The 25,007-nt window shown below is 57.8% G+C and carries 27 protein-coding genes and 1 pseudogene; 17 read left to right on the top strand and 11 right to left on the bottom strand.

Features of this window, described 5'->3' with window-relative positions; translation table 11 throughout:
- Positions 1 to 417 precede the first annotated feature (417 nt).
- The 5 genes from HV782_RS12265 to HV782_RS12245 all read left to right on the top strand — a co-directional run bounded on the left by HV782_RS12265 (position 418) and on the right by HV782_RS12245 (position 4,549).
- Complete coding sequence (locus tag HV782_RS12265) at positions 418 to 1,326, top strand: MurR/RpiR family transcriptional regulator (RefSeq protein WP_186747245.1); 909 nt, start codon at positions 418 to 420, stop codon at positions 1,324 to 1,326.
- Positions 1,327 to 1,388: 62 nt separating this feature from the next.
- Complete coding sequence (locus HV782_RS12260; RefSeq protein ID WP_186747247.1) at positions 1,389 to 1,994, top strand: glutathione S-transferase; 606 nt, start codon at positions 1,389 to 1,391, stop codon at positions 1,992 to 1,994.
- Between the two features lie 2 nt (positions 1,995 to 1,996).
- Positions 1,997 to 3,115, top strand: coding sequence for a DNA alkylation repair protein (locus HV782_RS12255; protein ID WP_186747249.1), 1,119 nt, complete (start codon positions 1,997 to 1,999; stop codon positions 3,113 to 3,115).
- A 150-nt stretch (positions 3,116 to 3,265) separates the two neighbouring features.
- Entirely contained in the window at positions 3,266 to 4,090 is an 825-nt protein-coding gene (locus HV782_RS12250; protein ID WP_186747251.1) for an AraC family transcriptional regulator, read from the top strand.
- 72 nt (positions 4,091 to 4,162) lie between these two features.
- The gene (locus HV782_RS12245) at positions 4,163 to 4,549 is read left to right on the top strand and encodes a cupin domain-containing protein (RefSeq protein ID WP_186747253.1); all 387 of its coding nucleotides are present in this window, start codon (positions 4,163 to 4,165) and stop codon (positions 4,547 to 4,549) included.
- An 80-nt stretch (positions 4,550 to 4,629) separates the two neighbouring features.
- On the opposite strand, the gene HV782_RS12240 is transcribed toward HV782_RS12245, so the two are convergent.
- Positions 4,630 to 5,526 carry a hypothetical protein gene (locus tag HV782_RS12240; RefSeq protein WP_186747255.1) on the bottom strand — a complete coding sequence of 299 codons (897 nt, stop codon included), beginning with the start codon at positions 5,524 to 5,526 and terminating at the stop codon, positions 4,630 to 4,632.
- 513 nt (positions 5,527 to 6,039) lie between these two features.
- Here HV782_RS12240 and HV782_RS12235 point away from each other — a divergent pair.
- The gene (locus HV782_RS12235; protein WP_186747258.1) at positions 6,040 to 6,594 is read left to right on the top strand and encodes a hypothetical protein; all 555 of its coding nucleotides are present in this window, start codon (positions 6,040 to 6,042) and stop codon (positions 6,592 to 6,594) included.
- Positions 6,595 to 6,952: 358 nt separating this feature from the next.
- Here the strand turns inward: HV782_RS12235 and HV782_RS12230 are convergent, their stop codons facing one another.
- The 4 genes and pseudogenes from HV782_RS12230 to HV782_RS12215 all read right to left on the bottom strand — a co-directional run.
- A complete protein-coding gene (locus HV782_RS12230; protein WP_186747260.1) occupies positions 6,953 to 7,594 on the bottom strand; it encodes a hypothetical protein in 642 nt (213 codons plus the stop codon).
- A gap of 187 nt (positions 7,595 to 7,781) precedes the next feature.
- The gene (locus tag HV782_RS12225; RefSeq protein ID WP_186747263.1) at positions 7,782 to 8,267 is read right to left on the bottom strand and encodes a M15 family metallopeptidase; all 486 of its coding nucleotides are present in this window, start codon (positions 8,265 to 8,267) and stop codon (positions 7,782 to 7,784) included.
- Between the two features lie 119 nt (positions 8,268 to 8,386).
- On the bottom strand, positions 8,387 to 9,325 hold the full coding sequence (locus tag HV782_RS12220) for a hypothetical protein (protein ID WP_186747265.1): 939 nt from the start codon (positions 9,323 to 9,325) through the stop codon (positions 8,387 to 8,389).
- A gap of 291 nt (positions 9,326 to 9,616) precedes the next feature.
- Positions 9,617 to 9,850, bottom strand: a pseudogene (locus tag HV782_RS12215) (DUF2235 domain-containing protein); the annotation flags it as partial.
- A 158-nt stretch (positions 9,851 to 10,008) separates the two neighbouring features.
- On the opposite strand from HV782_RS12215, the gene HV782_RS12210 reads away from it, so the two are divergent.
- Positions 10,009 to 11,171, top strand: a protein-coding gene (locus HV782_RS12210) for an IS3 family transposase (RefSeq protein ID WP_217890346.1) whose coding sequence is annotated in 2 segments (ribosomal slippage) — positions 10,009 to 10,270 and positions 10,270 to 11,171 — 1,164 coding nt in all. Because the reading frame shifts where the segments join, the coding sequence is not laid out codon by codon here.
- 55 nt (positions 11,172 to 11,226) lie between these two features.
- On the opposite strand, the gene HV782_RS12205 is transcribed toward HV782_RS12210, so the two are convergent.
- Positions 11,227 to 11,589 carry a DUF6124 family protein gene (locus HV782_RS12205; protein ID WP_186747740.1) on the bottom strand — a complete coding sequence of 121 codons (363 nt, stop codon included), beginning with the start codon at positions 11,587 to 11,589 and terminating at the stop codon, positions 11,227 to 11,229.
- A 506-nt stretch (positions 11,590 to 12,095) separates the two neighbouring features.
- Between HV782_RS12205 and HV782_RS12200 the strand changes: the two genes are divergently transcribed.
- Positions 12,096 to 12,635 (top strand): thioesterase family protein, encoded by a 540-nt coding sequence (locus HV782_RS12200; protein ID WP_186747738.1) that lies wholly within the window; start codon positions 12,096 to 12,098, stop codon positions 12,633 to 12,635.
- 237 nt (positions 12,636 to 12,872) lie between these two features.
- Here HV782_RS12200 and HV782_RS12195 read toward each other — a convergent pair whose 3' ends face one another.
- From HV782_RS12195 to HV782_RS12185, 3 genes are all read right to left on the bottom strand, one after another.
- Positions 12,873 to 13,352: a GNAT family N-acetyltransferase gene (locus tag HV782_RS12195; protein WP_186747736.1), complete on the bottom strand. Its 480-nt coding sequence runs from the start codon at positions 13,350 to 13,352 to the stop codon at positions 12,873 to 12,875.
- 13 nt (positions 13,353 to 13,365) lie between these two features.
- Complete coding sequence (locus HV782_RS12190; RefSeq protein ID WP_186747734.1) at positions 13,366 to 13,578, bottom strand: DUF4287 domain-containing protein; 213 nt, start codon at positions 13,576 to 13,578, stop codon at positions 13,366 to 13,368.
- 230 nt (positions 13,579 to 13,808) lie between these two features.
- A complete protein-coding gene (locus HV782_RS12185) occupies positions 13,809 to 14,357 on the bottom strand; it encodes a cytochrome b (protein ID WP_186747732.1) in 549 nt (182 codons plus the stop codon).
- A 209-nt stretch (positions 14,358 to 14,566) separates the two neighbouring features.
- On the opposite strand from HV782_RS12185, the gene HV782_RS12180 reads away from it, so the two are divergent.
- The 8 genes from HV782_RS12180 (at position 14,567) to HV782_RS12145 (ending at position 21,624) form a co-directional block, all read left to right on the top strand.
- Complete coding sequence (locus HV782_RS12180) at positions 14,567 to 15,244, top strand: thermostable hemolysin (RefSeq protein ID WP_186747730.1); 678 nt, start codon at positions 14,567 to 14,569, stop codon at positions 15,242 to 15,244.
- Positions 15,234 to 16,715, top strand: coding sequence for an AMP-binding protein (locus HV782_RS12175; RefSeq protein WP_186747728.1), 1,482 nt, complete (start codon positions 15,234 to 15,236; stop codon positions 16,713 to 16,715). The genes HV782_RS12180 and HV782_RS12175 overlap by 11 nt, the downstream gene beginning before the upstream one ends.
- On the top strand, positions 16,712 to 17,386 hold the full coding sequence (locus HV782_RS12170; protein ID WP_128615603.1) for an iron-containing redox enzyme family protein: 675 nt from the start codon (positions 16,712 to 16,714) through the stop codon (positions 17,384 to 17,386). Before HV782_RS12175 ends, HV782_RS12170 begins: the two co-directional genes overlap by 4 nt.
- Positions 17,373 to 18,182 carry an SDR family oxidoreductase gene (locus HV782_RS12165; protein WP_186747725.1) on the top strand — a complete coding sequence of 270 codons (810 nt, stop codon included), beginning with the start codon at positions 17,373 to 17,375 and terminating at the stop codon, positions 18,180 to 18,182. The genes HV782_RS12170 and HV782_RS12165 overlap by 14 nt, the downstream gene beginning before the upstream one ends.
- Positions 18,179 to 18,823, top strand: coding sequence for a tetratricopeptide repeat protein (locus HV782_RS12160; RefSeq protein ID WP_186747723.1), 645 nt, complete (start codon positions 18,179 to 18,181; stop codon positions 18,821 to 18,823). The genes HV782_RS12165 and HV782_RS12160 overlap by 4 nt, the downstream gene beginning before the upstream one ends.
- Before the next feature lie 11 nt (positions 18,824 to 18,834).
- Positions 18,835 to 19,497 carry a response regulator gene (locus tag HV782_RS12155; protein ID WP_123467753.1) on the top strand — a complete coding sequence of 221 codons (663 nt, stop codon included), beginning with the start codon at positions 18,835 to 18,837 and terminating at the stop codon, positions 19,495 to 19,497.
- Positions 19,494 to 20,912 carry an ATP-binding protein gene (locus HV782_RS12150; RefSeq protein WP_186747721.1) on the top strand — a complete coding sequence of 473 codons (1,419 nt, stop codon included), beginning with the start codon at positions 19,494 to 19,496 and terminating at the stop codon, positions 20,910 to 20,912. The genes HV782_RS12155 and HV782_RS12150 overlap by 4 nt, the downstream gene beginning before the upstream one ends.
- A gap of 148 nt (positions 20,913 to 21,060) precedes the next feature.
- On the top strand, positions 21,061 to 21,624 hold the full coding sequence (locus HV782_RS12145) for a GNAT family N-acetyltransferase (protein WP_186747719.1): 564 nt from the start codon (positions 21,061 to 21,063) through the stop codon (positions 21,622 to 21,624).
- A 47-nt stretch (positions 21,625 to 21,671) separates the two neighbouring features.
- Here the strand turns inward: HV782_RS12145 and HV782_RS12140 are convergent, their stop codons facing one another.
- Entirely contained in the window at positions 21,672 to 22,745 is a 1,074-nt protein-coding gene (locus HV782_RS12140; RefSeq protein ID WP_186747716.1) for an NAD(P)-dependent alcohol dehydrogenase, read from the bottom strand.
- A 255-nt stretch (positions 22,746 to 23,000) separates the two neighbouring features.
- On the opposite strand from HV782_RS12140, the gene HV782_RS12135 reads away from it, so the two are divergent.
- Positions 23,001 to 23,933, top strand: coding sequence for a universal stress protein (locus HV782_RS12135; protein ID WP_186747713.1), 933 nt, complete (start codon positions 23,001 to 23,003; stop codon positions 23,931 to 23,933).
- Positions 23,934 to 24,030: 97 nt separating this feature from the next.
- Here HV782_RS12135 and HV782_RS12130 read toward each other — a convergent pair whose 3' ends face one another.
- Entirely contained in the window at positions 24,031 to 24,924 is an 894-nt protein-coding gene (locus HV782_RS12130; protein ID WP_123467745.1) for a LysR family transcriptional regulator, read from the bottom strand.
- Positions 24,925 to 25,007: the final 83 nt, after the last annotated feature.

Here is a 25,007-nt window from a genome sequence, read left to right as displayed (position 1 = left end):
TAAGGCGAATTAGGGAGCGTTCCGGCGAACCGTGTCCGGTCGACGAAAAGGCATCGTTTATTGCAAACGCCACCCGGCACTCAATTTACGAAGGGGCGGCAGTCTAAGGCCCGATTGAGGCCTCAGCAACTGTAAATACTGGGAATTTGTCCGACAACACCCGTTAACAGCTCTGACACAGGCGTCGTGGCGGTCATCGGAGTGCGTTTATAGCAAGAAATTCAGTCGAGCGGCTGTATATAGAAGACAAACGGCTAAACCAGCGGCAACCGGTCGCATTTTTTTCAGCCATGCCGCCCGCGCAGTGCATCGTTTCAGCTGCGCAGACGCCGAAAAACTCCCCAGCCAACTGCTCGCACCCCGCCTATTATCAGGCACACCGCCATCGTGTGATTTGATCAGCCCTAAGGACACCTTATGCCCCGCCCCGATCTGCCGGCCACCGACGAGCCCACTCTCGCCAGCCCCCCGATCAATGCCGAGCGTCTGCTGCAACTGATCACCGACGAATACGACACCCTGCCGCGCCAGCTAAAACGCATCGCCAGCTACATGAGCCAACAAAGCGACCGGATCATGGTCGATCGCATCAGCGACATCGCCCGCGAATGCGAAGTCCACCCCTCCGCCATCGTCCGCTTCTCGCAGCGCTTCGGCTTCAGCGGTTTCAGCGAAATGCAGGCATTGTTCCGCACCGCCTACACCCACAAAGCCTCGCCGGCACAGAACTACCAGCAACGCATCCGCAACCTGATCGCCAACCCGTCGCAGCAAACCAGCGACGGCGACCTCGCCCGCGAATGCATCGACGCCACCCGCTCCGGCATCGAACGCCTGGGCCGTGAACTTGACGACGTCGCCTTCGAAAAAGCCGTCGATCTGATCGTCAACGCCGACAACATCTATGTGGTCGGCGTGCGCCGTTCCTTCGCCGTCGCCGACTACCTCGTTTACAACTTGCAACACACTCACAAGCGAATTCAGTTGGTGTCAGGGCTGGGTGGCAGTTATCGCGAGCAGATGCGCAGCGTCCGCGAAAATGATCTGGTCATCGCCATCAGCTTCACCCCCTACGCCAAGGAAACCCAACATTGCCTGCGCTACGCCCGCCAGCAAAAGGCCAACACCCTGATCCTCACCGACAGCCACCTCTCGCCACTGGCCAGGCACGCCAACAGCCTGTTGCTGGTGAATGAAGGCAGCGCATTGGCGTTTCGTTCGCTGAGCGCGACGCTGTGTTTGTGTCAGGCGTTGTTTGTGGCGGTGGCCTATCGGCTGGAATTGAATGTCGACGAGATTCACGAACAACCCGGCTTCGACGACTGACATTTGCCTCAGCCTCGGCTAGGTTATGCCTTCCCACTCGGTTCGACTTGAAGGAACGCGTCATGAAACTGATCGGCATGCTGGACTCCCCATACGTGCGCCGCGTGGCGATCTCCGCCAAACGCCTCGGCATCGACCTCGAACACGAGTCAGTCTCGGTGTTCCGCCACTTCGAGCAATTCCAGCAGATCAACCCGGTGGTCAAAGCGCCCACGCTGATCCTCGACGACGGCGTCGTCCTCATGGACTCGACCCTCATCCTCGATTACCTCGAAGCCAGTTCCGGCAAAAGCCTGCTGCCCGCCGACCTCAAACAGCGCGCCCACGCCCTGCGCCTGATCGGCCTGAGTCTCGCCGCCTGCGAAAAAGCCGTGCAGCTCTACTACGAACGCAACCTGCGCCCGGCCGACATTCAATACCAGCCATGGGTCGAACGCGTCGAAGGCCAACTCGCCGCCGCGTTCACCGCCCTCGAACAGGAACTGGAAAAAACCGGCCTGCCCACCGACGGCACCCTCACCCAGGCCGGCATCAGCCTCGCCGTCGCCTGGAGCTTCACCGGCCTCGTCGCCCCCGACCAGATCGACACCCGCCGCTACCCACACATCGCCCAATACACCGCCTACGCCGAAACCCTCGAAGCGTTCGTCAGCACCCCGATGACCTGACCATGAGCACCACCGACACCGCCGCCCCGGCGTTAAAGGAAATCTTCAACGCCGAGCGCTTGCAGCACATCGCCACCGAAATGAGCGCCGTGTACCCGGCGTTCAAGGCCAAGGCATTTCTCAAACATGCCCAGGACGGACTCGCCGAATTATCGGTAATGCAACGCATGGCCCGCGTCAGCGAAAGCCTGCACGCCGTGTTGCCGCTGGATTACGAAGATTCCCTCGAAGTGCTTTTCGAACTTGCGCCAAGACTGAACAGCGGATTCGTCAGCATGTGCCTGCCGCACTACGTCGCGAGCTACGGCGGCCACGCCTTCGACACCTCCATGGACGCCCTGAAATACTTCACCACCTTCGGCTCCTCCGAATTCGCCATCCGCCACTTTCTACGCAGCGACCTGGAACGCTCGCTGGAGCTGATGCACGACTGGACCCACGACGAAAACCACCACGTTCGACGCCTCGCCAGCGAAGGCAGCCGCCCTCGCCTGCCTTGGTCGTTTCGGTTGGAAGCGGTGCAGGCGGATCCGCAGTTGGCCGCCGGGATACTGGATCGGTTGAAGACGGATGAGAGTTTGTACGTGCGCAAGTCCGTGGCGAATCATCTGAATGACGTGACCAAAGAGCACCCGGAGTGGGTGTTGGACACGATTGAAGGTTGGTCGTTGGAGAACAAGCACACGGCGTGGATTGCCAAGCATGCGTTGCGGAGTTTGATTAAGCAGGGGGATGTGCGGGCGCTGACGGTGATTGGCGCGGGGGCGAAGGCTGAGGTTGAGTTGTTGGATGTGCGGGTTGAGCCGGCGGTGGTCAGGTTGGGCGAAGCGATTACGTTGTCGTTTGTGGTGAAGTCGACGGTGGCGCATGAGCAGCGGTTGGTGATTGATTATGCGATTGACTATGTGAAGGCGAATGGCGGGGTTTCGGGGAAGGTTTTTAAGTTGAAGACGGCGGGGTTGGCTGGGTTTGGGGAGATGGTTGTGGGGAGGCGGCAGGTGATTAGGGATTTTACGACGCGGAAGCATTTTGTTGGGCGGCATGGGGTGCGGGTTATGGTTAATGGGGAGGTTTTGGCTAGCACGGTATTCGAAATAGTCGCCGGATTACGTCACGTATAGGATCCGTTGATCTGGCAGTAACACTGATTGATATGGAATTACGGATAGGGCAACTTTCGGCCAAAAGCAGACATCTAAATACCCGCACTTGTATATTCCCGACAGATAGACTCTCACCACCAACGCGCAGAATCGGGAAGGTACACATTCATGGATCAGAAAAATGACCAAGCTGGCAATGTCGACTGGGTCATTCGCAGTGTTCAACCTGGAGGAATCGAGCGTATCGAAGCGTGGTTTGGCAGCCACGGCTACGATCCGCATCGCCATGACACCTATTCGATCGGTCGAACGTTGGCAGGCGTGCAGAGCTTTCACTACGCAGGCTCGCTGCGCCACGGTGTTCCCGGCAACACGCTCGTGCTTCACCCCGACGAACTCCACGATGGTATGGCCGGCACCGATGCAGGCTTTCGTTACCGTATGGCTTACGTTGATCCCGCACTAATCCAGAACATCCTGGGGGGAGAACCCTTGCCCTTTATCGCGGGGGGAATTTCGAGCGATCCACGTCTGTTCCATGCCAGTGCAGCTTTCGTGCAAGCAGTGGATCATCCACTGGAGACACTGGAGGAACAGGACGCGCTTTTTGACTTGGCAATGGCGTTGCGTGCCGTCGGTGGCAAGCCACGCGGGCGCAAGCGTCTGGATTACTGCGCAGCCGAGCGCGCCAGAGCGTTCATCCTGGAACATCTGCATTCATGCATTACGCTGGATATGCTGGAGCGGGCTAGCGGGCGCGAACGCTGGAGCCTGTCACGCGACTTCAGAACACTTTACGGTACGAGCCCTTACCGATTTGTCACCCTGCGCCGCCTGGATCGGTTCCGCGCATTGGTGCTTGAAGGTTTCACCTTGGTAGATGCGGCCCTCGTCGCGGGTTTCCACGATCAAAGTCATATGACGCGACACTTCACCCGCTGCTACGGAATACCGCCCATGCGCTGGCTGGAACGATTGCGGGCCGCACGCTGACTTGCAGGATCGTACAAGAGCGCCCTGTTCCATGCGCTATAGGCTGGCGACTTCAACCACAGAGGATCCGTCATGTCAGAGCTCCGTCATCAACAATCATCAGTTCCTGTAAACCTGGCACGCAAGGCTTCACTCATCGATCAGCAATGGAGCCCCAGGGTTGTTGCAGAGATGAATGACTACCAGTTCAAGGTTGTGCGAATCGAAGGCGAGTTCATCTGGCACTCACATCCTGAGACCGACGAAGCATTTCTTGTCCTGGAAGGCACCCTGCGCATCGACCTGCCGGAAGGCTGCGTTTATGTGAATCCCGGTGAACTCTATGTGGTACCCCGTGGCGTTGAGCATCGAACGGCTGCTAAAGGTGAAGCAAAACTGATGATGATCGAGCCTCGAGGTATTTTGAACACAGGGCATGAAAATGGCGAAAGAACTGCCTTGAACGACGTCTGGATATAATCCAACGCCACCCTGTGCAAAGCCTGTGCTGAGTTGGAATAGTTGACCTTGGCCGGCAGCTATCGGCCAGGAGCGGACATCTACGCCCAAGAGCGCGACTTGGGCCACTGCTCTCTAGGCACTTCAAGGCGGGCTTTGATTCCCTCTGCTAATGCATGGCAAAAATCTGTGTACTCAGATCGACGCCAATGCCCTGACCTTGACTTGAACAGCCTGTAAGACACCCTTACGTCAAAGTCAGTGGCCCATATGGTTTCGGGGGACTCACTTTCTATTCGATATACTCGCCCCAGATCGAATGGTTCAATCTCGAAGGAGAAGTGTGGATTCGAAAGTATCAGTTTTCTCCCATCCAGAGATAGTGTGCTTCCTCTAGGAAGGATTGAGTACCCACCAAAGTCGTGAGCGACCTCCGGTAGAAAGTCGAAGTATCTGAATGTGGATTTACGAAGCACAGAACCTTCTAGCAGTACTGTATCTCCATTGGCATCAGCTTTTTTGCGAAAAGCTACTCGATAGGAACCAGGAGATGAGTACTTTTCAGAGCGCCAATCTCTAAAATCTGACGCGATATAAGATATGGCATTTATCAATAATAATTCGGCGCCTACCGATGGGGCGTCCTCTATTCCTAGGTCGTTGTTAAGGTAGGTTATCGAGCCATTGTCCTGATATCGGAGCAGTCCGCAATCTCCTAGGTGATAAAATGGAATTATGTAGTTGAAAACTTCCATTTTATCTGTAAAGCATGAGTATGTGTTAAAGCTGGACTTGAATGAATCTTCCTTTAGCTCAACAAATATTGAATAAACAAATATCACAAAAGCGCCGAGCATCGTCATCCAACTGGCTGCTAGAGATTTAGAGCTGAAATTTGGAATCACCACCCTAAATAAGAGTATGAGTAGGCAAAGCGCAATTAGGGAGACGAGGATGGCCTCAAAAGCAAATTCGTATTCGAAGAATTTCTTAAACATTGCATCCTCGGTGTGGTTAGGGGAAATGAGGCCAGAGTAGATTAAACGTGCTACGCAATGCGCGCAGGTGTGGCCTGTGAGGTTGTACCCTACCTTTTTATCCTAACGTCAGCGTTGGGTCGACAGTGCCAGGTCACGAACGGCTCGAATCGACCCACAGCGGCTGCTGCGGACCAGCAGAAAACGGCCAGAAGCGGACGTTCGCACACGACCGCTACCGGCCAGAAGCGGACATTCCCAAGCGACCGCATACGGCCAAAAGCAGACCATGGAAATTCAGCTAAGCTCTGTCAAATGGCCAAATCTCTAGTTCAGGCTTCCTTTTTAGCTCGCATTCTGCATTGGGCGTAGCACTCAATAAAACGGGAAGTTAAAGATTGAGAAGGCTGTTTTACCATTGAGCTTGCTGTAAATATTTCCAGTTAACACAGTCACGGTGGGGCTGTTATAACTAGGATGGTAACTGAGGTCGGCACAGCTCTTAATAAGTGATCTTATTTATAGGGATGGTTTATGAGTAGGGCCTTTACTGCATGCAAGCAAATAATCAAGAATCGAGGCGCTGCGCCTGACGCTTTTCTCAACGAATTGATAGATTGGGCGATAAATGCACCGGATGAGATTTTCTTACCAAACAGTGCTCATGACATTTACTCCAGTGTTGTTTCCGACTTAGGGCCGTGGCGTGGAACAAAGCATCGAAAAGCTGTAATGCTAGAGGTGTTGAGAGTGCTAGGTGGTTTTGAAAGCTCGTGGGATTGGAATGAAGGGGTAGACCAAAACAATCCTGGATCTAACACGCCATGCACAGAGGAGGCTGGGATATTCCAGTGCTCTGGAAATTCGATGTCATTTGACCCTAGCTTGAAGCAATTGCTGATTGCGGTCTCTGGTAAAACCGACTGCGATACCTTTCGACATGTGACAAAAGACAATCATAAATTTGCCATTGAGTATTGCGCGAGGCTTATTCGCCTTACCGTGAACCATCATGGGCCCATAAAGCACAAGAAAATCAACAAATGGCTCCGCAAGGAAGCAGTCGAGGAATTCGAAAATTTTCTTTAGAAGGTTCCTGGCGCAATTAGATATGACCTTAATCAAGTTTGGAGCGCATATATTTAAATTGAATTAGGAGCCCTTGCATGAAAGCACTATTCCCGGATGGAGCGCTGGCATTGATGCTGACTGGATGAGGCACTAACCCTCTCCACTTTGATACCTATATTTGTGAACACTAACGGCGGAGAAGCGGTAGCGCCTAAAACCAATATAGGAGGGAGTCATGACTCAAGTAGTTGCTGCGCTCTGGAGGGGCTGAAGTCATATGGCAATATTTTTAAGCTGGGATGGCAGTCAAACTAATATAGATAAAATAAACGCTTATGACTGAGTGTTTGCCAACTCAAGTCGCCCTTGGCGCTCTCTACCTGAATAGATGGAGTCTTTCATTGGGCGAAGAAATCACTGGTAGTAGCTTGCTAGCGGTAAACCATGATACTCCAAACGCAATCAGGCCTACTCGCTCACAGTAAAACGTAAGGCGAGGAATGGTGCTGGATAGTTTATCACCCGATACATGGTCTACTACCATAAGCAGCATAGATACAATAATTGATATTCCGCAAATAGCGTATATTCTCGAGCGTCGTAATGCTTCGACATGCCCTTTATCTAAGGCGCGACAGTGGAATAAATAGCAAAAGTAAGCGAGTATTGAAAACATTGCCGCTGCGGAAACATAGTGCGCAATAGATACAAAACCGCTTGATCTGCCACACCCGCATGGAAACATGGCAACGCCAAATGCGGCAGCTGCTACTATTTTGCTGAGGATCATTTCCTTTCTAGAAAAACCATTATATGCAAGCATGAATGCTGATATCGCGAAGAGAAATCCAACAAGCAAATTGCGCGCCCAGCCATTCTCATAGTAAGAGGCGCTTATAGATGTTATTGGGGTCTTAGAGAAGAAGCTTGTAATGTTCGCAAGGCTTATGGCAATCACACCTATTTGAAATTTTATTGTGTTGCTATCAATCTCGGGAAAGTTTGGTGTGGATAGCATATTTTTCTCCATTAATATTAATTAATTGATTGAGGTCAAGTGCTTTCATAGTTATGCATTTTTTCGCTTCACCCGCAGATGCGCATTGGTGATCCGAAAGCCATCAGCGCCAAACACTTCTCCAATCTAAATTTAGAGTGCCTATGTATCAGTGGAACGCATTGCATCCAAAATCACCTATATGCCTTTAGTTAATGAATCGATTAACTTCGAAATGCATAGGATCATTGAACGCTTTGCCCCAGGTGAATCCTAGGGATTCCAATATGGGTGCCACCGGGGCCACCGAGTCCCCAAAACCGGGGTCATCTTCGTTTAGGTCAATAGCAATACCAAATGCATGATTCGAGGGTAGCTTGCTGAGGGCGCCGCTTGTAGGCTTGCGCAGTCTAACGTTGAGAGTTCCGGCGCAGGTTTTAACGTGTTTTAGTAAATCTTGTTCTTCTATAATCTCGAATGCCTTCAAAAGCTGTGTATGTGCTAGCTTATGAACCCTTAATATGCCTCCGCCAGCGCCAGGAATATTTTTTAGCTGCGGGATGGTTAACTTAGTAACATCAGCAAGATCAAAGCCGCTTAAGAAAACAATTTTGTCCCCACGCTTCCACTCTGGGCTCAAGGTGCGGAATCGTACAGTTCCAAATAGTGGGTGTTCAAAAGAGCTCTCGGGCATTAGTTTTCTCCTTCAAATATAGGCGGGAGTGACTGCTGCAGCTTCGGGGTCATGCAATGCATTCGAGCCACATAGCATCAAAAAACGGGTCAGAGAATCTATCTCTGGCCCGGTTCCAGTTAGAATGTAGTCGGAGCAAAGTCCCCAGACATACAGCGTATGTATCGGTTGTAATTCTCAATAACCGCAACTGCTTTCTGATTGTCTTCAAGAACAGTGCTGCTAAGAGATGATTTAATTACGGATTGAGCTTTAGGTGTTGGCTTTACATCCTTCGGATCAACTTGCTTTATCAAGTTAATTGCTTCTTCAAGCTTGAATGAGTCTGTTTCAATTTGGTTGATCGCGCTGAGCTGCAATCCGACAAGATTCGAGGTGGCTTCTGCATTGATTTCCCGAAGAATTCGCTGGGATTTTTCGATGTTAGCGGCAGCGTTATTCAGGGTCTCAGCGAGGCTCGTGATGGTCATGTAGTCGTTAAGTGCTACGGCATTTCCTATATCGATATTCTGTATTAATAATGATTTCCCGCCGCTCGACGTAGAGATTGCGGCATCTTGTGCCGTAATACTTGAAAGCGGATTTACAACCACCATTGCCTTAATAGGTGTGCCCGCTGCAACGGCAGCCTTATCAGGCATCTGGAGCCCGAGCATTGAAGCCAGCGGAGTAGCGGCACATGTCAGCTTTGAGGCTGTAGCTCGTGATACAAGGGCTTGAGTTTTGAAGTTGGCGTATCTGGAAAAACCCATCGCTGTCAAAGCGATTCCAGCAGTAGCTTTATAAAGATCCGAATGAGCATTCGTTGCTGCACCGATGACTGCACCGCCAGTTGCAGATAGGGCAGTCACATCGGAGATTACCCTGGCATCTTGTGCGCCGTCGTAATATTGCCTGTACTCCTCGCTAAGGTTCGTTAACAGGCAATAAGAGTCGGCCTGTGGTGGACATTCGGTAACCACGGTCGGCCCGGGCACATCAACAAATTTAGGGGATCTGAGGTTAGCGCAACCGGTCAAAGCGAGGGTGCAAAGCGCTGCAAGAACGATCCTTCTCATTGTTAGTCTTCCTTGGTCGAGGCGGTTCTACCAAGGAAATGTAGATCAGTAATACCAATGTGCCACCCAAACTCTCGAAAATTAGCCATTGTGGTGAGCGTCATCTGACACAATTTGATGCTGGTGCAAAGGTAATCAGCTCCCACTCTAGCGGGTGGTTGCGTCTACTGAGGTGGCGGCTTCTGGCCGAAAGCGGACCTTCGTTGAAACCAGCATTGACGTGGTAGCTGTCAAAGATGATTACTAAAAACAACACCAGTGAAAGACGGGCAGGAGAAGCGTCTCATGCCCCGGCGCAATCGGATGCTGCGCCCCACACAGCAATCCAGCCGCCGTGTTATCCGCATTGTTCCCAGTGCCATCAAAGAACACCCCAATCCTCAACGCGATCCCGATTTTCTCAGGTTCGCGCGCAGGTTCTTTTCCGTGCTTCTCATACTCTGCCCAACGCTGGGCGTGGATGTCGACGGGTTTGGCTTCTTCGTAGCGGTGGTTTTTCGCGGGGTTTAGGACGTAGCCGCCCAATCCTTGATTCCTTGTTCTGATCCTTGAGAACGGGCCGAAGGGTGACAGCGGAGGCATTGTGGCGCAAGGCGTTGCCCTGTGCCAGCGCGGGTACTGTAGTGGTCTAATGAAACCGGACACCCATTTAGGCGAGAATGCTCGCCAGATAGAGGTGTCTGATGACCAAACAACGTCGTTCCTTTTCCGCTGAATTCAAACGCGAGGCCGCAGGCCTCGTGCTCGATCAAAGCTATAGCCATATCGAAGCCAGCCGCTCGCTTGGTGTGGTTGAGTCCGCGTTGCGCCGCTGGGTTAATCAGCTTCAGCAGGAGCGCACCGGCGTTACTCCGCAGAGTAAAGCGCTGACGCCAGAGCAACAGAAAATCCAGGAATTGGAAGCTCGAATCGCTCGACTTGAGCGGGAGAAATCCATTTTAAAGAAGGCTACCGCGCTCTTGATGTCGGAAGAGCACGAGCGCACACGCTGATTGATCAGTTAAGTACCCAAGAGCCGGTCGATTGGCTTTGCGCAGTCTTTGATGTCACTCGTTCGTGTTACTGCGCCCACCGCCTCAGGCGCCGAAATCCCGACGTTGAGCGGCTTCGGTTGCGCAGTCGGGTCAACGAACTTTTCACGCAAAGTCGAAGCGCTGCCGGTAGCCGCAGTATCGTGTCGATGATGCAGGAAGACGGCGAGCAGATCGGGCGGTTTAAGGTGCGAGGCCTGATGCGGGAACTGGCGCTAGTCAGCAAACAACCTGGATCACATCCCTACAAACAAGCGACGGTCGAGCGGCCTGACATTCCGAATATCTTGAATCGAGAGTTTGATGTTCCGGCACCCAACCAGGTCTGGTGTGGCGACATCACCTACATCTGGGCTCAAGGGAAATGGCATTACCTGGCAGTCGTTCTGGATCTCTACGCACGTCGGATTGTGGGCTGGGCGCTGTCAAACAAGCCGGATGCGGATCTGGTCATCAAGGCGTTGGACATGGCTTATGAGCAGCGTGGCAGGCCTCAAGGGCTAATGTTTCACTCGGATCAGGGCTCGCAATATGGCAGCCGTCAGTTTCGCCAACGGCTCTGGCGTTACCGCATGCGCCAAAGCATGAGCCGTCGTGGAAACTGTTGGGATAATGCGCCGATGGAGCGTGTGTTTCGCAGCTTGAAAACTGAGTGGATACCAACCGTGGGCTACATGACAGCTCAAGAAGCGCACCGCGACATCAGTCATTACCTGATGCATCGGTACAACTGGATTAGACCGCACCAATTCAACAACGGACTGGCCCCAGCTCAGGCCGAGAAAAAACTTAACGTCGTGTCCGGGATTAGTTGACCACTACATACGGCTTCTGATGTGACGAGGGTTTCCCCTCGTCGTGTTGGGGGCGTTATCGGGGGACTTCGACGTTGTCCAGTGCCTGGTTGACGGCGATTTCGCCGAGCATCACGACTTGGGCGATGCCCAGTGCGGTTTTGCGGTGGGCAGTGTCGAGGACGGCGGCGAAGTTGTTGAGCATTTCGCTGGCGGAGCCGAGGGTTTCGCTGGCGTTGGCCAGGAGGGATTCGGTGTCGTACTTCGGGTTGGCGAGATACATGCGTTCCGGCTCCTGAGCGTTGGCCATGATGTGGCTGGCCGGGAGCAGGTAGTGGTCGAGGGCGCGTTCGGCGGCTTCGTGGAGTTTTTTGGAACCGAGGGATTCGTAGGGGGATGCGGGGTCGGTTTCTGGCGGGTTGGGTGTTGGTTTGATCATGGTGAAACTCCTGGTTGTTCATTAGGAGCTACCACCATCACTTGCAGATGATGGGTGGCAGCTATGCGCGGGTCTGCAAGACCGGGAAACCAGGCACCCGGCAGACCCGAAGGTCTCCCGCACAAAGCTGCCATTAAGCGGACACGAACGAGTGTCCTTTGGCTGGCTGTGCGACTGGTTTTTCCGGCGGGCTTGCAGACCCGATCACTGATGAGCAGTGACAGGAATCAAGGTACGGAGGACGTGCCAGGCGCACAAGCCGGCGGATTCTGGCGCACTCGTAGGCAATGGCGCAAGGCGCTGTAGGGCATGGATGATAACGACAGGCTTATTTAAACATTTCGATTGTTTTCTGTTTATCCGCCGATTGAACTGGCTACCAATCCAACACCACCTCCGCAATGATCGGAATGTACTGTTCAGACCAAAAAAGTCATTTACGCACCTACCTCACCGACGTCCGGGTCGCTAGAGTGCAGCGCCCCTCTCAAATGGCTGACGTACTTATGAATTTGTGGTTTCGACTGCTCTGCATGCTTTTTCACCGACCGTGGCGCAACCCGGTCAATGCGCTGGAATCCACCATTATCCGCATGCGCGTGTGGCCACTGGATCTCGATTTCAATCGGCATGTCACCAATGGCCGCTATTTCACAATGGCAGACGTCGGACGCATGGATTTTGTGTTGCGCAGTGGCGCGTTTCGGGTGGCGCTGCGCACCAAGGCGCTCCCGATCGTTGGCGACACCTGGGGTAAATTTCGGCGCGAACTCAAGCTGTTTGAAGCGTTTGAAATCCACAGCCGGATGCTCGGCTGGGATGATAAATGGAGCTTCATGGAACATCGCTTCGTGAGTAAAGGCCGGGTGATCGGCGTGGTGGTCATGCGTGGGCTGTTTCGTTCGGCGAAAGGAACGATTGCGCCGGGTGAGTTCGTCAGGGAGTTGGGGTTGCCTGAGCGGTCGCCCGAGATGCCGGAGTGGCTGACGTCGTGGTCTGCGAATTGCGATGCAATGAGTTGTCAGCTTAGGGGTGAGGAGGCTTGAGTAATGTGGTTTCTGGATGATCGCGTTTATGGATAGGGTGCGGTGGTGGTTGGTCGTGCGCCATCGCTCGCAGGCTAGCTCTCAAAGGTTGTTTGGCTGACTTGGGAATGGGGGTGGCTGGGCTGGCGTCTTCGCGAGCAAGCTCGCTCCCACAGCTTGCGCACAAGTCTTGGGAGCATGTCCGGCCGGGCGAACGCCATTGCGAGCAAGCCAGTTTCCCTCAGGTTTTGGGGATGGCTATGGTCGGTGGCGCGTCATGTTGATGAGGGCAGAACGTCCACCATTTGGCGCCGGGCGTTCTTCGATAGAGAACGGCACGAAGCCGAGTTTCGGGTAGAGCAGCAGGCCTGCAGTGTTTTCGTTGAAACACGACAGTTGCACTTCTTTGGCCTGATATTTTTCGAAACCCACTGCGGTCATGGTTTCGACGATATACCGCGCAATACCTTGGCCTCTGGCGTAGGGCGCGACGATGACGTTGCCGATGCAGCAGATGCCATCGCGCTCAGCGCGGTAGAAGTTGGCGAAGCCGACGAACTCGCCGTTGGCCAGAAAAGCCGTGGAGTCGAAGCGCTGGCTGATCGCGCTGTGCATTTGCTCTTCCGTCAGCGGGAAGTTGGCTTTCGGGAACATGAAGAACAGCTCTTGTTCGCCTTGGGGAAAGCTGCAGAGGGTGTTGACGTCGTCGGCCGTCACTGGTCGGTGGGAGAAATTCATCGCTGCCCTGCCCTCACTTTTTAGCCGCCAGATGATGCGCAACCAAGGCGTTGGCATGACCGTGGCCCATGCCGTGTTCATCCTTGAGCCACGCCACCAGTTCCATGTGCTTCTTGTCGGTGATGCCGGCGAGCAGGTTTAGCCAGTGTTCGATGGGCTGGCCGTATTTTTTCTCGATGGAGGGGAAGTACGACGCCGGGCCTTTTACCTTGTTGTCTTCGCTCATGCTGCAAGCTCCCTGTGGTCACGACGGAGGGTCGGCGGACGCTCCTTGTCGGCAGGTCATAGAGTGGACGCGAAGTGCGGTTCCGGCAACTGCCCCGTTCTGCCAGACATCACAAAATCCTGTGGGAGCGAGCTTGCTCGCGAAAGCGTCGTATCAGCCAACATCATCAGAGGCTGACACATCGCCTTCGCGAGCAAGCTCGCTCCCACAGGGGTTGTAGTGGATCAGGGTTATTCGGTGCGGCCTGGCAGCATCCGCACCAGCGTGTTATCCCGCACCCAGTAATGGTGAAACAGCCCCGCCGCGGCGTGCAGGCCGATCAGCCAGTAGCCAGTGCTGCCCAGCAGTTCGTGCCAGTACTTCAGTTGTTTGGCAAAGTCCGGGTCGATGGCCACGGGTGCCGGGACGTGGAAGCCGAAGTACGGGAACGGTTTGTCGGCGGCGGCGAGCATCAGCCAGGCGAGGATCGGCGTGGCGATCATCAGCACGTACAGCGCCAGGTGCATCAGGTGCGAAATGCCGGTCTGCCATGCCGGTGGCTTGGGCGTGATCGGCGGACGCGGCGTCAGACGGCCGAGCAGGCGCAACCACACCAGCGCGAAGATGCCCGTGCCGAACAAACCATGAAAGCCCATCAGCAAGCCGCGCGCTTCGCTGCCCTTGGGCATGTAGCCCTTGATTTCGACGCATGCGTAGACGCCGACAAACAGCGCCAGCATCAGCCAGTGCAGGGTGATTGAGAGTTTTCCGTAACGGGTTACGGCGATGTCGCGGGACATAAGCTGCGCCTCTTGATTGTCATGAGTGACGGCCAATTCGTTCGACCGCCTCGCTCCGGTTGTTGGGCGAACCGACGGCGTTACCCTGCCCGCCCAGTCTTAAGAGAGTCTGAAGACAGACCCTCAGGTTAACCTTTTTTTACCTTCAGACTTCGTTAAGAAATGGCTTGGATACTTCGCTCAAATCTATTGAGGGAGGCGTTCTGCCCATGCCCGAATCTGACTGGAACATCCCCCTGCCCCTGCGCTTCGGTCAAGCCGAAACACCGCAGATGACACTGACCGGCGCGCTGCCCGAGGACACTCTGCGAGCGACGTTTGAAAGTTTTATCCAACAACGCTTTCGCAAGGCCCACGGCGCCGACATCCGACACTTTATGCCCGAGCTGTTCGGCATGCACAACGGCGACGGCGAGTTGTGCGCGGTGGCCGGGGTGCGTCGTGCACATCTGGAGCCGCTGTTTCTCGAGCGCTATCTGGATGAGCCGATCGAACCGTTGATCAGTGCTGCGGCGGATCGTCCGGTCGAGCGCAGCGCCATTGTCGAAGTCGGCAACCTCGCCGCCAGCGACACCGGTAGTGCGCGGCTGAGCATCATCGCCATCACCTACCTGCTGGCGATGGGCGGCCTGGAATGGGTGACGTTCACCGGCAACATCGGGCTGGTCAACAGTTTCCATCGCCTGGGTTTGAAGCCAGTGACATTGTGCGCCGCTGATCCGGAACGATTGGGTGACGAGCGTCAACACTGGGGCAGTTATTACGAAAGCAAGCCTTGGGTGCATGTCGGCAACATCCGCGCCGGCTTCATCCATCTGCGCAATATCGGTCTGTTTACCCGCCTGGGTTTGCCGAGTTCGATTGAAGGAGCCTGTCATGTCGCTTGAATTGCAACGTTTCCAGGAAACCCTGCGCGACCATGCCCGGCGCAATGACCACGCGACCGCCCTGTGGGGCGACACGCTGAAACTCGATTACGCCACGCTGTACGCCGAGGTGCTGTATCGCCAGGAGCGTTTGCGCGATGAGCAGGCGCAGGTGATTGCGCTGGCGTTGGACAATGGCGTCGACGCGATGCTGTGGGATCTGGCCGTGCTGTTTGAAGGCCTGACCTGCGTGACCTTGCCGCCGTTTTTCAGCCCGGCACAGCGCGCCCATTGTCTGGAACAGAGCCAGGCCGAACGGGTGATCGCCGAGCCGGAACTGGGCGCCGAACTGCTCGCAGCTGGCTATGAACAACGTGGCGAGTTCTGGTGTCGCGCGTTCAGTGGCCCCAGTCGCATGCCCGCCGGCACCGCGAAACTCACCTTCACTTCCGGCACCACCGGCACGCCGAAAGGTGTGTGCCTGAGCGCCGACAGCCTGCTGCGGGTTGCACGGGAGCTGCATCAGGCCAGCGAAGTGACCGGCCCGCAGCATCATCTGGCGCTGTTGCCGTTGGCGATTCTGCTGGAGAACCTCGGCTGTTATGCCGCGCTGTATGCCGGTGCGACGCTGAGTTTGCCGAGCCAGAGAACCCTCGGCATTCAGGGCGCCAGTGGCGTCGAGATCCCGCGCTTGCTCGGTTATCTGGCCAGCCGTGCGCCGGAGAGTCTGATCCTGGTGCCGCAGTTGCTGTTGTTACTGGTCAGCGCCGCCGAACAGAAAGCCTTCGACCCGCAAACCCTGCGCTTTGCCGCTGTCGGTGGTGCGCGAGTGTCGGAGGATCTGCTGCACCGCGCGCAACGGCTCGGGCTGCCGGTGTTTGAAGGCTATGGCTTGTCCGAATGCGCCTCGGTGGTGTGCCTCAATCGCCCCGGCGCACGGCGTCCGGGCAGCGTCGGCCGGCCGCTGCCGCACGTTGAAGTGCGCCTGGCCGAGGACGGCGAGGTGCTGATCAAGGGCTCGACGTTGCTCGGTTATCTGGGCGATGCGCCGTACGCCGATGAGTGGTGGCCCAGTGGTGATCTGGGCGAGTTCGACCCGGAAGGGTTTCTGTACCTCAAGGGCCGCAAGAAGCACCAGTTCGTCACCAGCTTCGGGCGCAACGTCAACCCGGAATGGGTCGAGTCAGAACTGACCCAGCGCCGCCACATCGCCCAGGCCTTCGTCTACGGCGAAGCAATGCCGCACAACCACGCCCTGCTCTGGCCGCACCGGGCCGACTGCAGCGACGCGGAACTGGCCGCTGCTGTCGCCGAAGCCAACGAAGCCTTGCCCGATTACGCCCAGGTGCATCAGTGGACGCGCCTGCCGCAACCCTTTACCGCCGCCAATGGCTTGCTCACCGCCAATGGCCGCCCGCGCCGCGACGCCATCGTCGCGCAGTATCACGCCCAATTGACTGAATCCGCTGTTTCCGAGGAGTCCGCATCATGAGTTTTTTCGACACCCTGCAAGAAGCCACGCAACAGGAACGCCACGAACTGTTTAACCTGCCGATCATCGTCGATGCCCTGCAAGGCAAGGTCAGCCTCGACAGCTATCGGGCCTTCCTCGCGCAGGCGTATTACCACGTGCGCCACACCGTGCCGTTGATGATGGCTTGCGGTGCGCGCCTGCCAACGCGCCTGGAATGGCTGCGCAAAGCGGTGGCCGAATACATCGAAGACGAATACGGCCATGAACACTGGGTGCTCAATGATATTGCCGCGTGTGGCGGCGACCGCGATGCGGTGCGCGACGGCCAGCCGTCGTTGCCAATCGAACTGATGGTGAGTTTTCTCTACGACCTGATCGCTCGCGGCAATCCGGTGGGCCTGTTCGGCATGGTCAATGTGCTCGAAGGCACCAGCATTGCCTTGGCGACCCATGCGGCGGGCAGCATTCGCGAGCGTCTGGCGCTGCCGGACAGCGCATTCAGCTATCTGAACTCGCACGGTTCGCTGGACATCGAGCACATGCAGACCTATCGCCGTTTGATGAATCAGCTGGAAGATCCGCAGGATCAGGCGGCGGTGATTCACGCCTCGAAAGTCGTCTATCGCTTGTACACCGACATGTTCCGTGGCCTGCCGCGTGACGCGGAGGCTCAACATGCAGCTGCGTGATGCACGTGTGGTCTTGACCGGCGCCAGCGGTGGCATCGGCCTCGCGATTACCGAGGCTCTGTGCGCCGCCGGTGCCAGGGTGCTGGCCGTAGCGCGACATCAGGAGGCGCTGGCGCCGTTGCTGGCGCGCTATCCCGACACGCTGTGCTGGGTCGCCGCCGACCTGACCTTCCTCAGCGACCGGCGCAAAGTGCTGGCCGCCGCCGAAGCCATCGGCGGCATCAACCTGCTGATCAACGCGGCCGGGGTCAATCACTTCGCCATGCTCGAACAGCTCGATGACAGCGAGATCAACGCGATGCTCGCGGTGAATATCAGCGCGCCGATCTGCCTGACCAAGTTGCTGCTGCCACTGCTCAAAGAGGCCAACAGCGCCATGGTAGTCAATGTCGGCTCCACCTACGGCTCGATCGGCTACGCCGGTTATGCCAGTTACTGCGCGACCAAGTTCGCCCTGCGCGGTTTCTCCGAAGCGCTGCGCCGGGAGCTGGCCGACACTCGGGTCAACGTGCTGTATGTCGCGCCCCGCGCCACCCGCACGTCGATGAACAGCGCGGCGGCGCAGGCCCTGAACGATGCGCTCAAGTCCAACGTCGATGACCCGCAAACCGTGGCTTCGGCGGTGGTCCACGCGATTGCCGGCGACCGCCGCGACCTGTATCTGGGCTGGCCGGAACGCTTCTTCGTGCGCCTCAACAACTTGCTGCCGCATCTGGTGGATCGCGGCTTGCGCAAGCAATTGCCGCTGATCCGCCGCCTCAGTGAAAAACCTGACAACGAGTCCCTCAAACCATGAAAAAACTTAGCGCATGTCTGTTGTTCGCCGCCCTCAGCCAAAGCGTCTGGGCGCTGGAACCGGCCGATCAGCAACGCCTCAACGGTATCCAGCAAAGTTGGGCGCATATCCAGTACGAAGTGGCAGAGAAACAGCGCGGTGCCGCGTTCGAGCAACTGTCGTCCGACGCCAGCGCCTTCGCCACCCAGCGTCCGTCGGTGGCCGAAGCGTGGATCTGGAAAGGCATCGTCACCAGCAGTTGGGCCGGTGCCCAGGGCGGGCTCGGCGCCCTGGGCAAGGCCAAGGACGCCAAGGCCGATCTGGAAAAAGCCCTGAGCCTCGACCCCAAGGCCCTCCAAGGTTCGGCCTACACCAGCCTCGCCGCTCTGTATGATCGCGTTCCGGGCTGGCCGATCGGTTTCGGCGACAGCGACAAGGCCGAGCAACTGCTCAAACAGGCCCTGCAACTCAATCCCGATGGCATCGACAGTCTGTACTTCTGGGGCGATCACCTCTACCGTCAGAAGCGCTACGCTGAAGCCAAGGCTGCCCTGCTCAAAGCCCAGCAAGCCGCGCCACGTGCGGGCCGTGAAAGCGCCGACGCCGGGCGTCGCAAAGAGATCGCCGCCCTGCTGGTGGACGTGAACAAGAAACTCGACTGACAGGAGTGCGTGTGCGTTTATTACTGATCGAGGATGATGTGGCGCTGGGTGAAGGCATTCATCAGGCGCTGGGGCGCGAGGGCTACACCGTCGACTGGCTCAAGGACGGCAGTAGTGCCTTGCATGCGCTGCTCAGCGAAACCTTCGATGTCGCCGTGCTGGATCTCGGTCTGCCGCGCATGGACGGCCTCGAAGTCCTGCGCCGTCTGCGTGACAGCGGTTCGAACCTGCCGGTGCTGATTCTCACGGCCCGCGATGCCACCGAAGACCGCATCGCCGGGCTCGACGCCGGGGCCGATGATTATCTGATCAAGCCGTTCGACCTCGCCGAACTCAAGGCACGCTTGCGCGCCTTGTTGCGTCGCAGCGCCGGGCGCGCCCAGGCGCTGATCGAACACGCCGGCATCAGCCTCAACCCCGGCACCCAGCAGGTCAGTTATCAGGGCCAGCCCGTGGCCCTGACACCCAAGGAATATCAGCTGCTGCACGAACTGCTGTCACCGCCGGGCCGGGTGATGACCCGCGATCAACTGATCCAACTGCTGTATGGCTGGAACGAAGAAGCGGAAAGCAACACCCTCGAAGTGCACATCCATCACCTGCGCAAGAAGTTCTCCACCGACCTGATCCGCACCATCCGTGGTGTGGGTTATCTGGTGGAGGAGCGCCGATGACCTCGATCCGCCGCCGCACGCTGACCCTGATCATTGGCCTGTTGCTGGCCGGGCTGGCAGTGCTCAGCACCTTCAACCTGCACGACAGCAACCACGAAATCGCCGAGGTCTACGACGCGCAACTGGCGCAGAACGCACGCCTGTTGCAGGGGGTGATGCGCATGCCGTTGGCCGGTAACGATCACTCGCAGTTGTATCAGGCGTTCAATCAGGCCTTGAGTGAAGCGGCACCGCGAGTCGACGGTCACCCTTACGAAGGCAAGATCGCCTTTCAGGTGTGGAACCCCAAAGGTGAGGTGCTGGTGCACACCACCAGCGCGCCCTCCTTCACTGTACCGCCGACCCAGCCCGGTTTCAGCGATGTGGTGGATTTGAAAAATCGCCAGTGGCGCGCGTTCCTGCTTGAAGACAAACAGAACGGCCTGCGCATCTGGGTCGGTGAGCGAAATGACGTGCGCGCTGATCTGGTCGACCGCATCGTCCGCCACACCCTGTGGCCCAACGTGATGGGCAGCCTGATCCTCGCCGGCATGGTCTGGCTGGCCATCGGCTGGGGCCTCAAGCCACTGGCGAACATGGCCGCCACCCTGCGCGCCCGGCACAGTGGTTCACTGGAGCCGCTGCAACTGACCCCGCTGCCCAGCGAACTGGAACCGATGCAAGCGGCGCTCAACCGCATGCTCGCGCAGATTCAGGAGGTGCTCGGCCGCGAACGCCGCTTCATCGCCGACGCCGCCCACGAAATGCGCACGCCGCTGGCGGTGCTGCGGGTGCATGCGCAAAACCTCCTGGAGGCCGGCACCGAACAGGAACGCCGCGACTCTCTGGAGTTCCTGATGGCCGGCGTCGACCGCACCAGCCGTCTGGTCAACCAGTTGCTGACCATGGCGCGCCTGGAGCCCAGACCCGACCCGCCGCCCCTGCAACGCATCGACCTCAGCGAAACCGTGCGCAACAGCCTCGTGCAACTGACACCGTGGCTGTTGAGTAAACAGCTGGAGCTGGCTTTCGACGACAGCGCGCAACCGTTCAACGTCATGGCCAGTGCCGCCGCGATCGACATTGCCCTGAACAACCTGATCACCAATGCCGCCAACTTCTCTCCGGAACACGGAGTAATCACTGTCAAGCTGAGTCAGGCCGAAGGTTTCTACCAACTGAGCGTCGAGGATCAGGGACCGGGCATTGATGAAGCGGACCAGGCGCGGTTGTTCGAACGTTTCTACAGCCGAGGCAATGCGCAAGGAGCAGGTCTGGGGCTGACCATCGTCAACACCATCGCCACACGCCTGGGCGGACGAATCACCTTGGCCAACCGGGCCGAGGGAGGCCTGCGCGCGACGTTGTCGATCCCCGAGAGGTCATCGCACCCCGCTTCGCCGCGCAGCACCCGTGAGCCGCCGGGCCGAGCATGACAGCGGCGCGAGGAGCGCCATCATCGCCTCAGATCAGTGGCCGCGTGCCGATCTGATCCAGATCAGATCGCGGCGTTGCCATCGGCGTAGAACAGACCTCAGCGCACTCCCCCGCGCGTTGCTCGTTCAGCCGATGGAGGCTCACCTCATGCTCACTGTCAAAGACCACAACGACCGCGCAGCGGCGGCTTATGCCGCGCACAACGGTGAATACTGGATCGAATCGCTCAAGGATGGCCGACACGTATTGATCCGCGCTTTGGCCGCCAAGGACCGCGAACGCGAGTACGCGTTCATCAAGCGCTTGTCGCCCGAATCCCGGCACATGCGCTTTCTCGCGCAAATCAGCGAACCGGGCACGGCGCTGCTCGATCAGTTGATGGACATCGACTACAAGCAACGCGCGGCCTTCATCGCGCTGGTGCACGAAAACGGCGAGTTGATCGAAATCGGCATCAGCCGCTACGCCGCCACGGGCGAAGAGGATTGTGAATGCGCGGTGACGGTCGCCGATGAATGGACCCAACTGGGCCTGGCCACGCTGCTGATGGAACACCTGATCAAGGCCGCCCGCCGCAACGGTTTCAAGCGTATGTACTCGGTGGACTCGGCCAGCAACACGGCCATGCGCGACCTGGCCAGATCCCTGGGCTTCGAAACCCACGGCGACCCTGATGACACCCGTCAGGTCATTCATCGCCTGAGCCTGTAGCGAATCCTGCGCCCCGCCGTCTTCAACGCTGCGGGGCGCAGCACCGGTCAGGGTGTAATCGCCACTTTCATCACGCCATCGCGCTGATGACCGAACAACTCATACGCGGCCTCGATATCGTCGAGTTTGAAATGGTGGGTCACCAGGGGCGACAGATCGACGCCGCCGCTTTGCACCACCGCCATCAATCGCCGCATGCGTTCCTTGCCGCCGGGGCACAGGGTACTGACGATGCTGTAATCGCCCAGTCCCGCCGCAAAAGCATCATAGGGAATGCGCAAATCCGAAGCGTAGACCCCCAGGCTCGACAACCGACCGCCCGGACGTAACACCCGCAGCGCTGACTCGAATGTGCCCTGGGTGCCCAAGGCTTCGATGGACACATCGACGCCACGCCCGTCGGTCAACGCCATGATCTGCTTGACCACGTCGCCGTCCTTGAAATTGACCACATGGGTCGCGCCCAACTGACGAGCGACAGTCATGCGCTCGGCCACCGTATCGACGCCGATAATGACGCTCGCGCCCTTGAGTCGCGCCCCGGCCACCGCGCAGAGCCCGATCGGGCCCAGTGCGAAAACCGCCACCGTGTCGCCGATACTGACCTCGCCACGCTCGGCACCGGAAAACCCGGTGGACATGATGTCCGGGCACATCAGCACTTGCTCGTCGCTCAATCCGTCGGGGATCGGGCACAGGTTGGCCAATGCATCAGGGACCAACACGTACTCGGCCTGGCAGCCGTCGATGATGTTGCCGAATTTCCAGCCGCCAGTGGCGCGAAAGCCGTGGCGGGTGTCCGGGCCGTCCTGGGAGCCGCAGCCGCACAGGCAGGCGTAGCTTTGGCCACTGGGGGTGATGGCGCCGGCGATCACTCGCTGGCCTTCGGTAAACCCGCGAACCTGTGAACCGAGCTTTTCGATCACCCCCACCGGCTCGTGACCGATGGTCAAGCCTTTGGCCACCGGATACTCGCCGCGCAGGATGTGTACGTCGGTGCCGCAGATCGTGGTGGTGGTGATCCGCACCAGTGCGTCCAGCGGACCGACGTCGGGGATCGGCTTGTCATCCAGTACGATGCGATTCTTTTCGACGAATATCGCCGCTTTCATCATGGCCATGAGCGAGGCTCCTGCGCAGGTCGGTTCAGTGAGTTCAGCACCTTTCACAGGCTGCGCCGTGCTCACCGGTGCAAGGTTGATAACAATCAACAATTGCGCAATTGCGCCGGTCACTGCCATCCGTCGGGCGCGCGCATGGCGCTGTCGCGTCATTGACAAAGATCAAGCTGCGCCCGGCTACCCGGAGCAGCATGACCCTACGCCTCTGTCGCCGTTGCGCCCACGCATCCCGGCCATCCCCACAGGAGATTCGTCATGTCCGAGCAAGCACGTTTCATGCTGGTGGCTTCACCTCTGATGAAAAACAGCCCCGCATTCGACCGGGCGGGCGCGCTGGCCAAGGCCTCGGGCGCGGCGCTGCATATCGTCGCGTTCGATTACCTGGAAGGCCTGGCAACCGCCGGACTGGTCAATGAACAGGCGCTCGAACAGATGCGCCTGGGCTATGTCGAACGCCATCGTCAATGGCTGGAAGACCAGGCCCGGCCGATGCGCCACCTCGGTGTCACGGTGACGACGGAAGTGGTGTGGGTCGACAATCCGTTGCGCGAGATCCAGATTCACCTCAAGGAACAACCCATGGCCCTGCTGATCAAGGATCTGCAGCACGCCTCGTTCATGTCGCGGCTGATGTTCACGCCGCTGGATATCCATTTGCTGCGTGAGTGCCGGGTGCCGCTGCACTTCGTCAGCCATGTGCAACATGCCAGGCCGCGGCGGATCGTGGCGGCGGTCGATCCGTTTCATCGTGACGATCAGTACGCCGATTTCAACGACCGTATCCTGCGCGAGGCCGTCAAACTGGCCAGCCTCTGCGACGCCGAGCTGGATGTGGTCTATGCCTATGACTTGTCCTCGATCAGCGCCGACGAGTTCGGCTTTGGCAATCCCTCGCCGTTTTTCAAGGTGGGCGACGCGAAAGCGCTGTTCGATGCACAAGGCGATGCATTCCGTGAGCTGGCCGAGCGCAACGGCATCCCGCCGGAACGCCAGCACATGGTCATGGGCAACCCGGCCAAGGTGCTGTGCAGTTATGCCGATGCCTATGACATCGACGTGATCGTCATGGGCCGCATCGGCCATCGTGGCCTGGGCCGGTTGATTGGCAGCACGGTGGAGCAGTTGCTGTACAAAATGCCGTGCAGTGTCTGGGTGGTGTCGCCGCAACTGATAGAGCAAACCAGTTAAGCCCTGCCCACATTCAGGCAGGCGCTGCGGCACGCTGCGATCTTTTGATCCTGCTTGAAAGATCGAGATCAACAGACCGCAGCGCCTACAGGGGATGTCATCCGGACTGACCGCGCAGCAAACCCTGCTCCGCCTCGCACAGGCCCACCACATAATCCCAGACCACCCGCAACCGCACCGATTTGTGCAACTCGCGCCGCGTGCTGATCCAGTAACTGCGCTCGATGCCCTCGTCCGGCAGCAGCGGCACCAGGCCGGGATCGGCTGCTGCCATGTAGCACGGCAGCACGGCGATCCCCAGTCCCGAACGCGCCGCTTCCTGCTGGGCGATGACACTGGTGCTGTGAAACACCACGCGCGGACTGCGGCAGAAGCTGTTGAGGAACATCAGTTCCTGGCTGAACAGCAAATCATCGACGTAACCGATCCACGCCTGTTTCCCCAGGTCTTCACGGCTGTGCAGCGGCGGCGCGGTGTCGAGATAGGCCTGGCTGGCATACAGCGCCAAACGGTAGTCGGTGAGCTTGCGCGTCACCAGCATGTCCGCTGCCGGGCGCTCCAGATGAATACTGATCTCCGCCTCGCGGTTGAGGATGCTGACGAAGCGCGGCACGGCGACCAGCTCCACTTCCAGCCCCGGATAGCGCTCGAACAGGCCGATCATGCGACTGGCGAGAAACTTTACCCCGAGGCCCTCGGTGACGCCGACGCGGATCTTGCCCAGTGGCGCGGTGGATTGGGTGATTTCTTCCTGGGCCAGCAGCGCGACGTTTTCCATGGCTTCGGCGTGCTTGAGCAGCGCCTCCCCCGCCGGGGTCATCTCATAGCCTTGGGCGTGCTGCACGAACAGCGCGGTGCCGAGGCTTTTTTCAATGGCCTCGATGTGCCGGGCGACGGTGGCGTGGGTGGTGTTCAAGCGCCTGGCGGCGGTGAGCAGGCGACCGCTGCGTTGCAGTTCAAGAAAAAACCGCAGGTCGTTCCAGTCGAACATGGCAGGTCCTTGTCAGCGATGGTCAGGTGAGGCTGTTTGAAAACGCACAGCGGCTGCGCAAAAACTAACATTCTTTTGACGAA

Origin of the sequence: Pseudomonas monsensis (assembly GCF_014268495.2) — a bacterium.
Classification (GTDB): Bacteria; Pseudomonadota; Gammaproteobacteria; order Pseudomonadales; family Pseudomonadaceae; genus Aquipseudomonas; species Aquipseudomonas monsensis.
The sequence above is the reverse complement of the archived record's forward strand: the minus strand, read 5'-3'. Positions and strand labels throughout refer to the sequence as shown.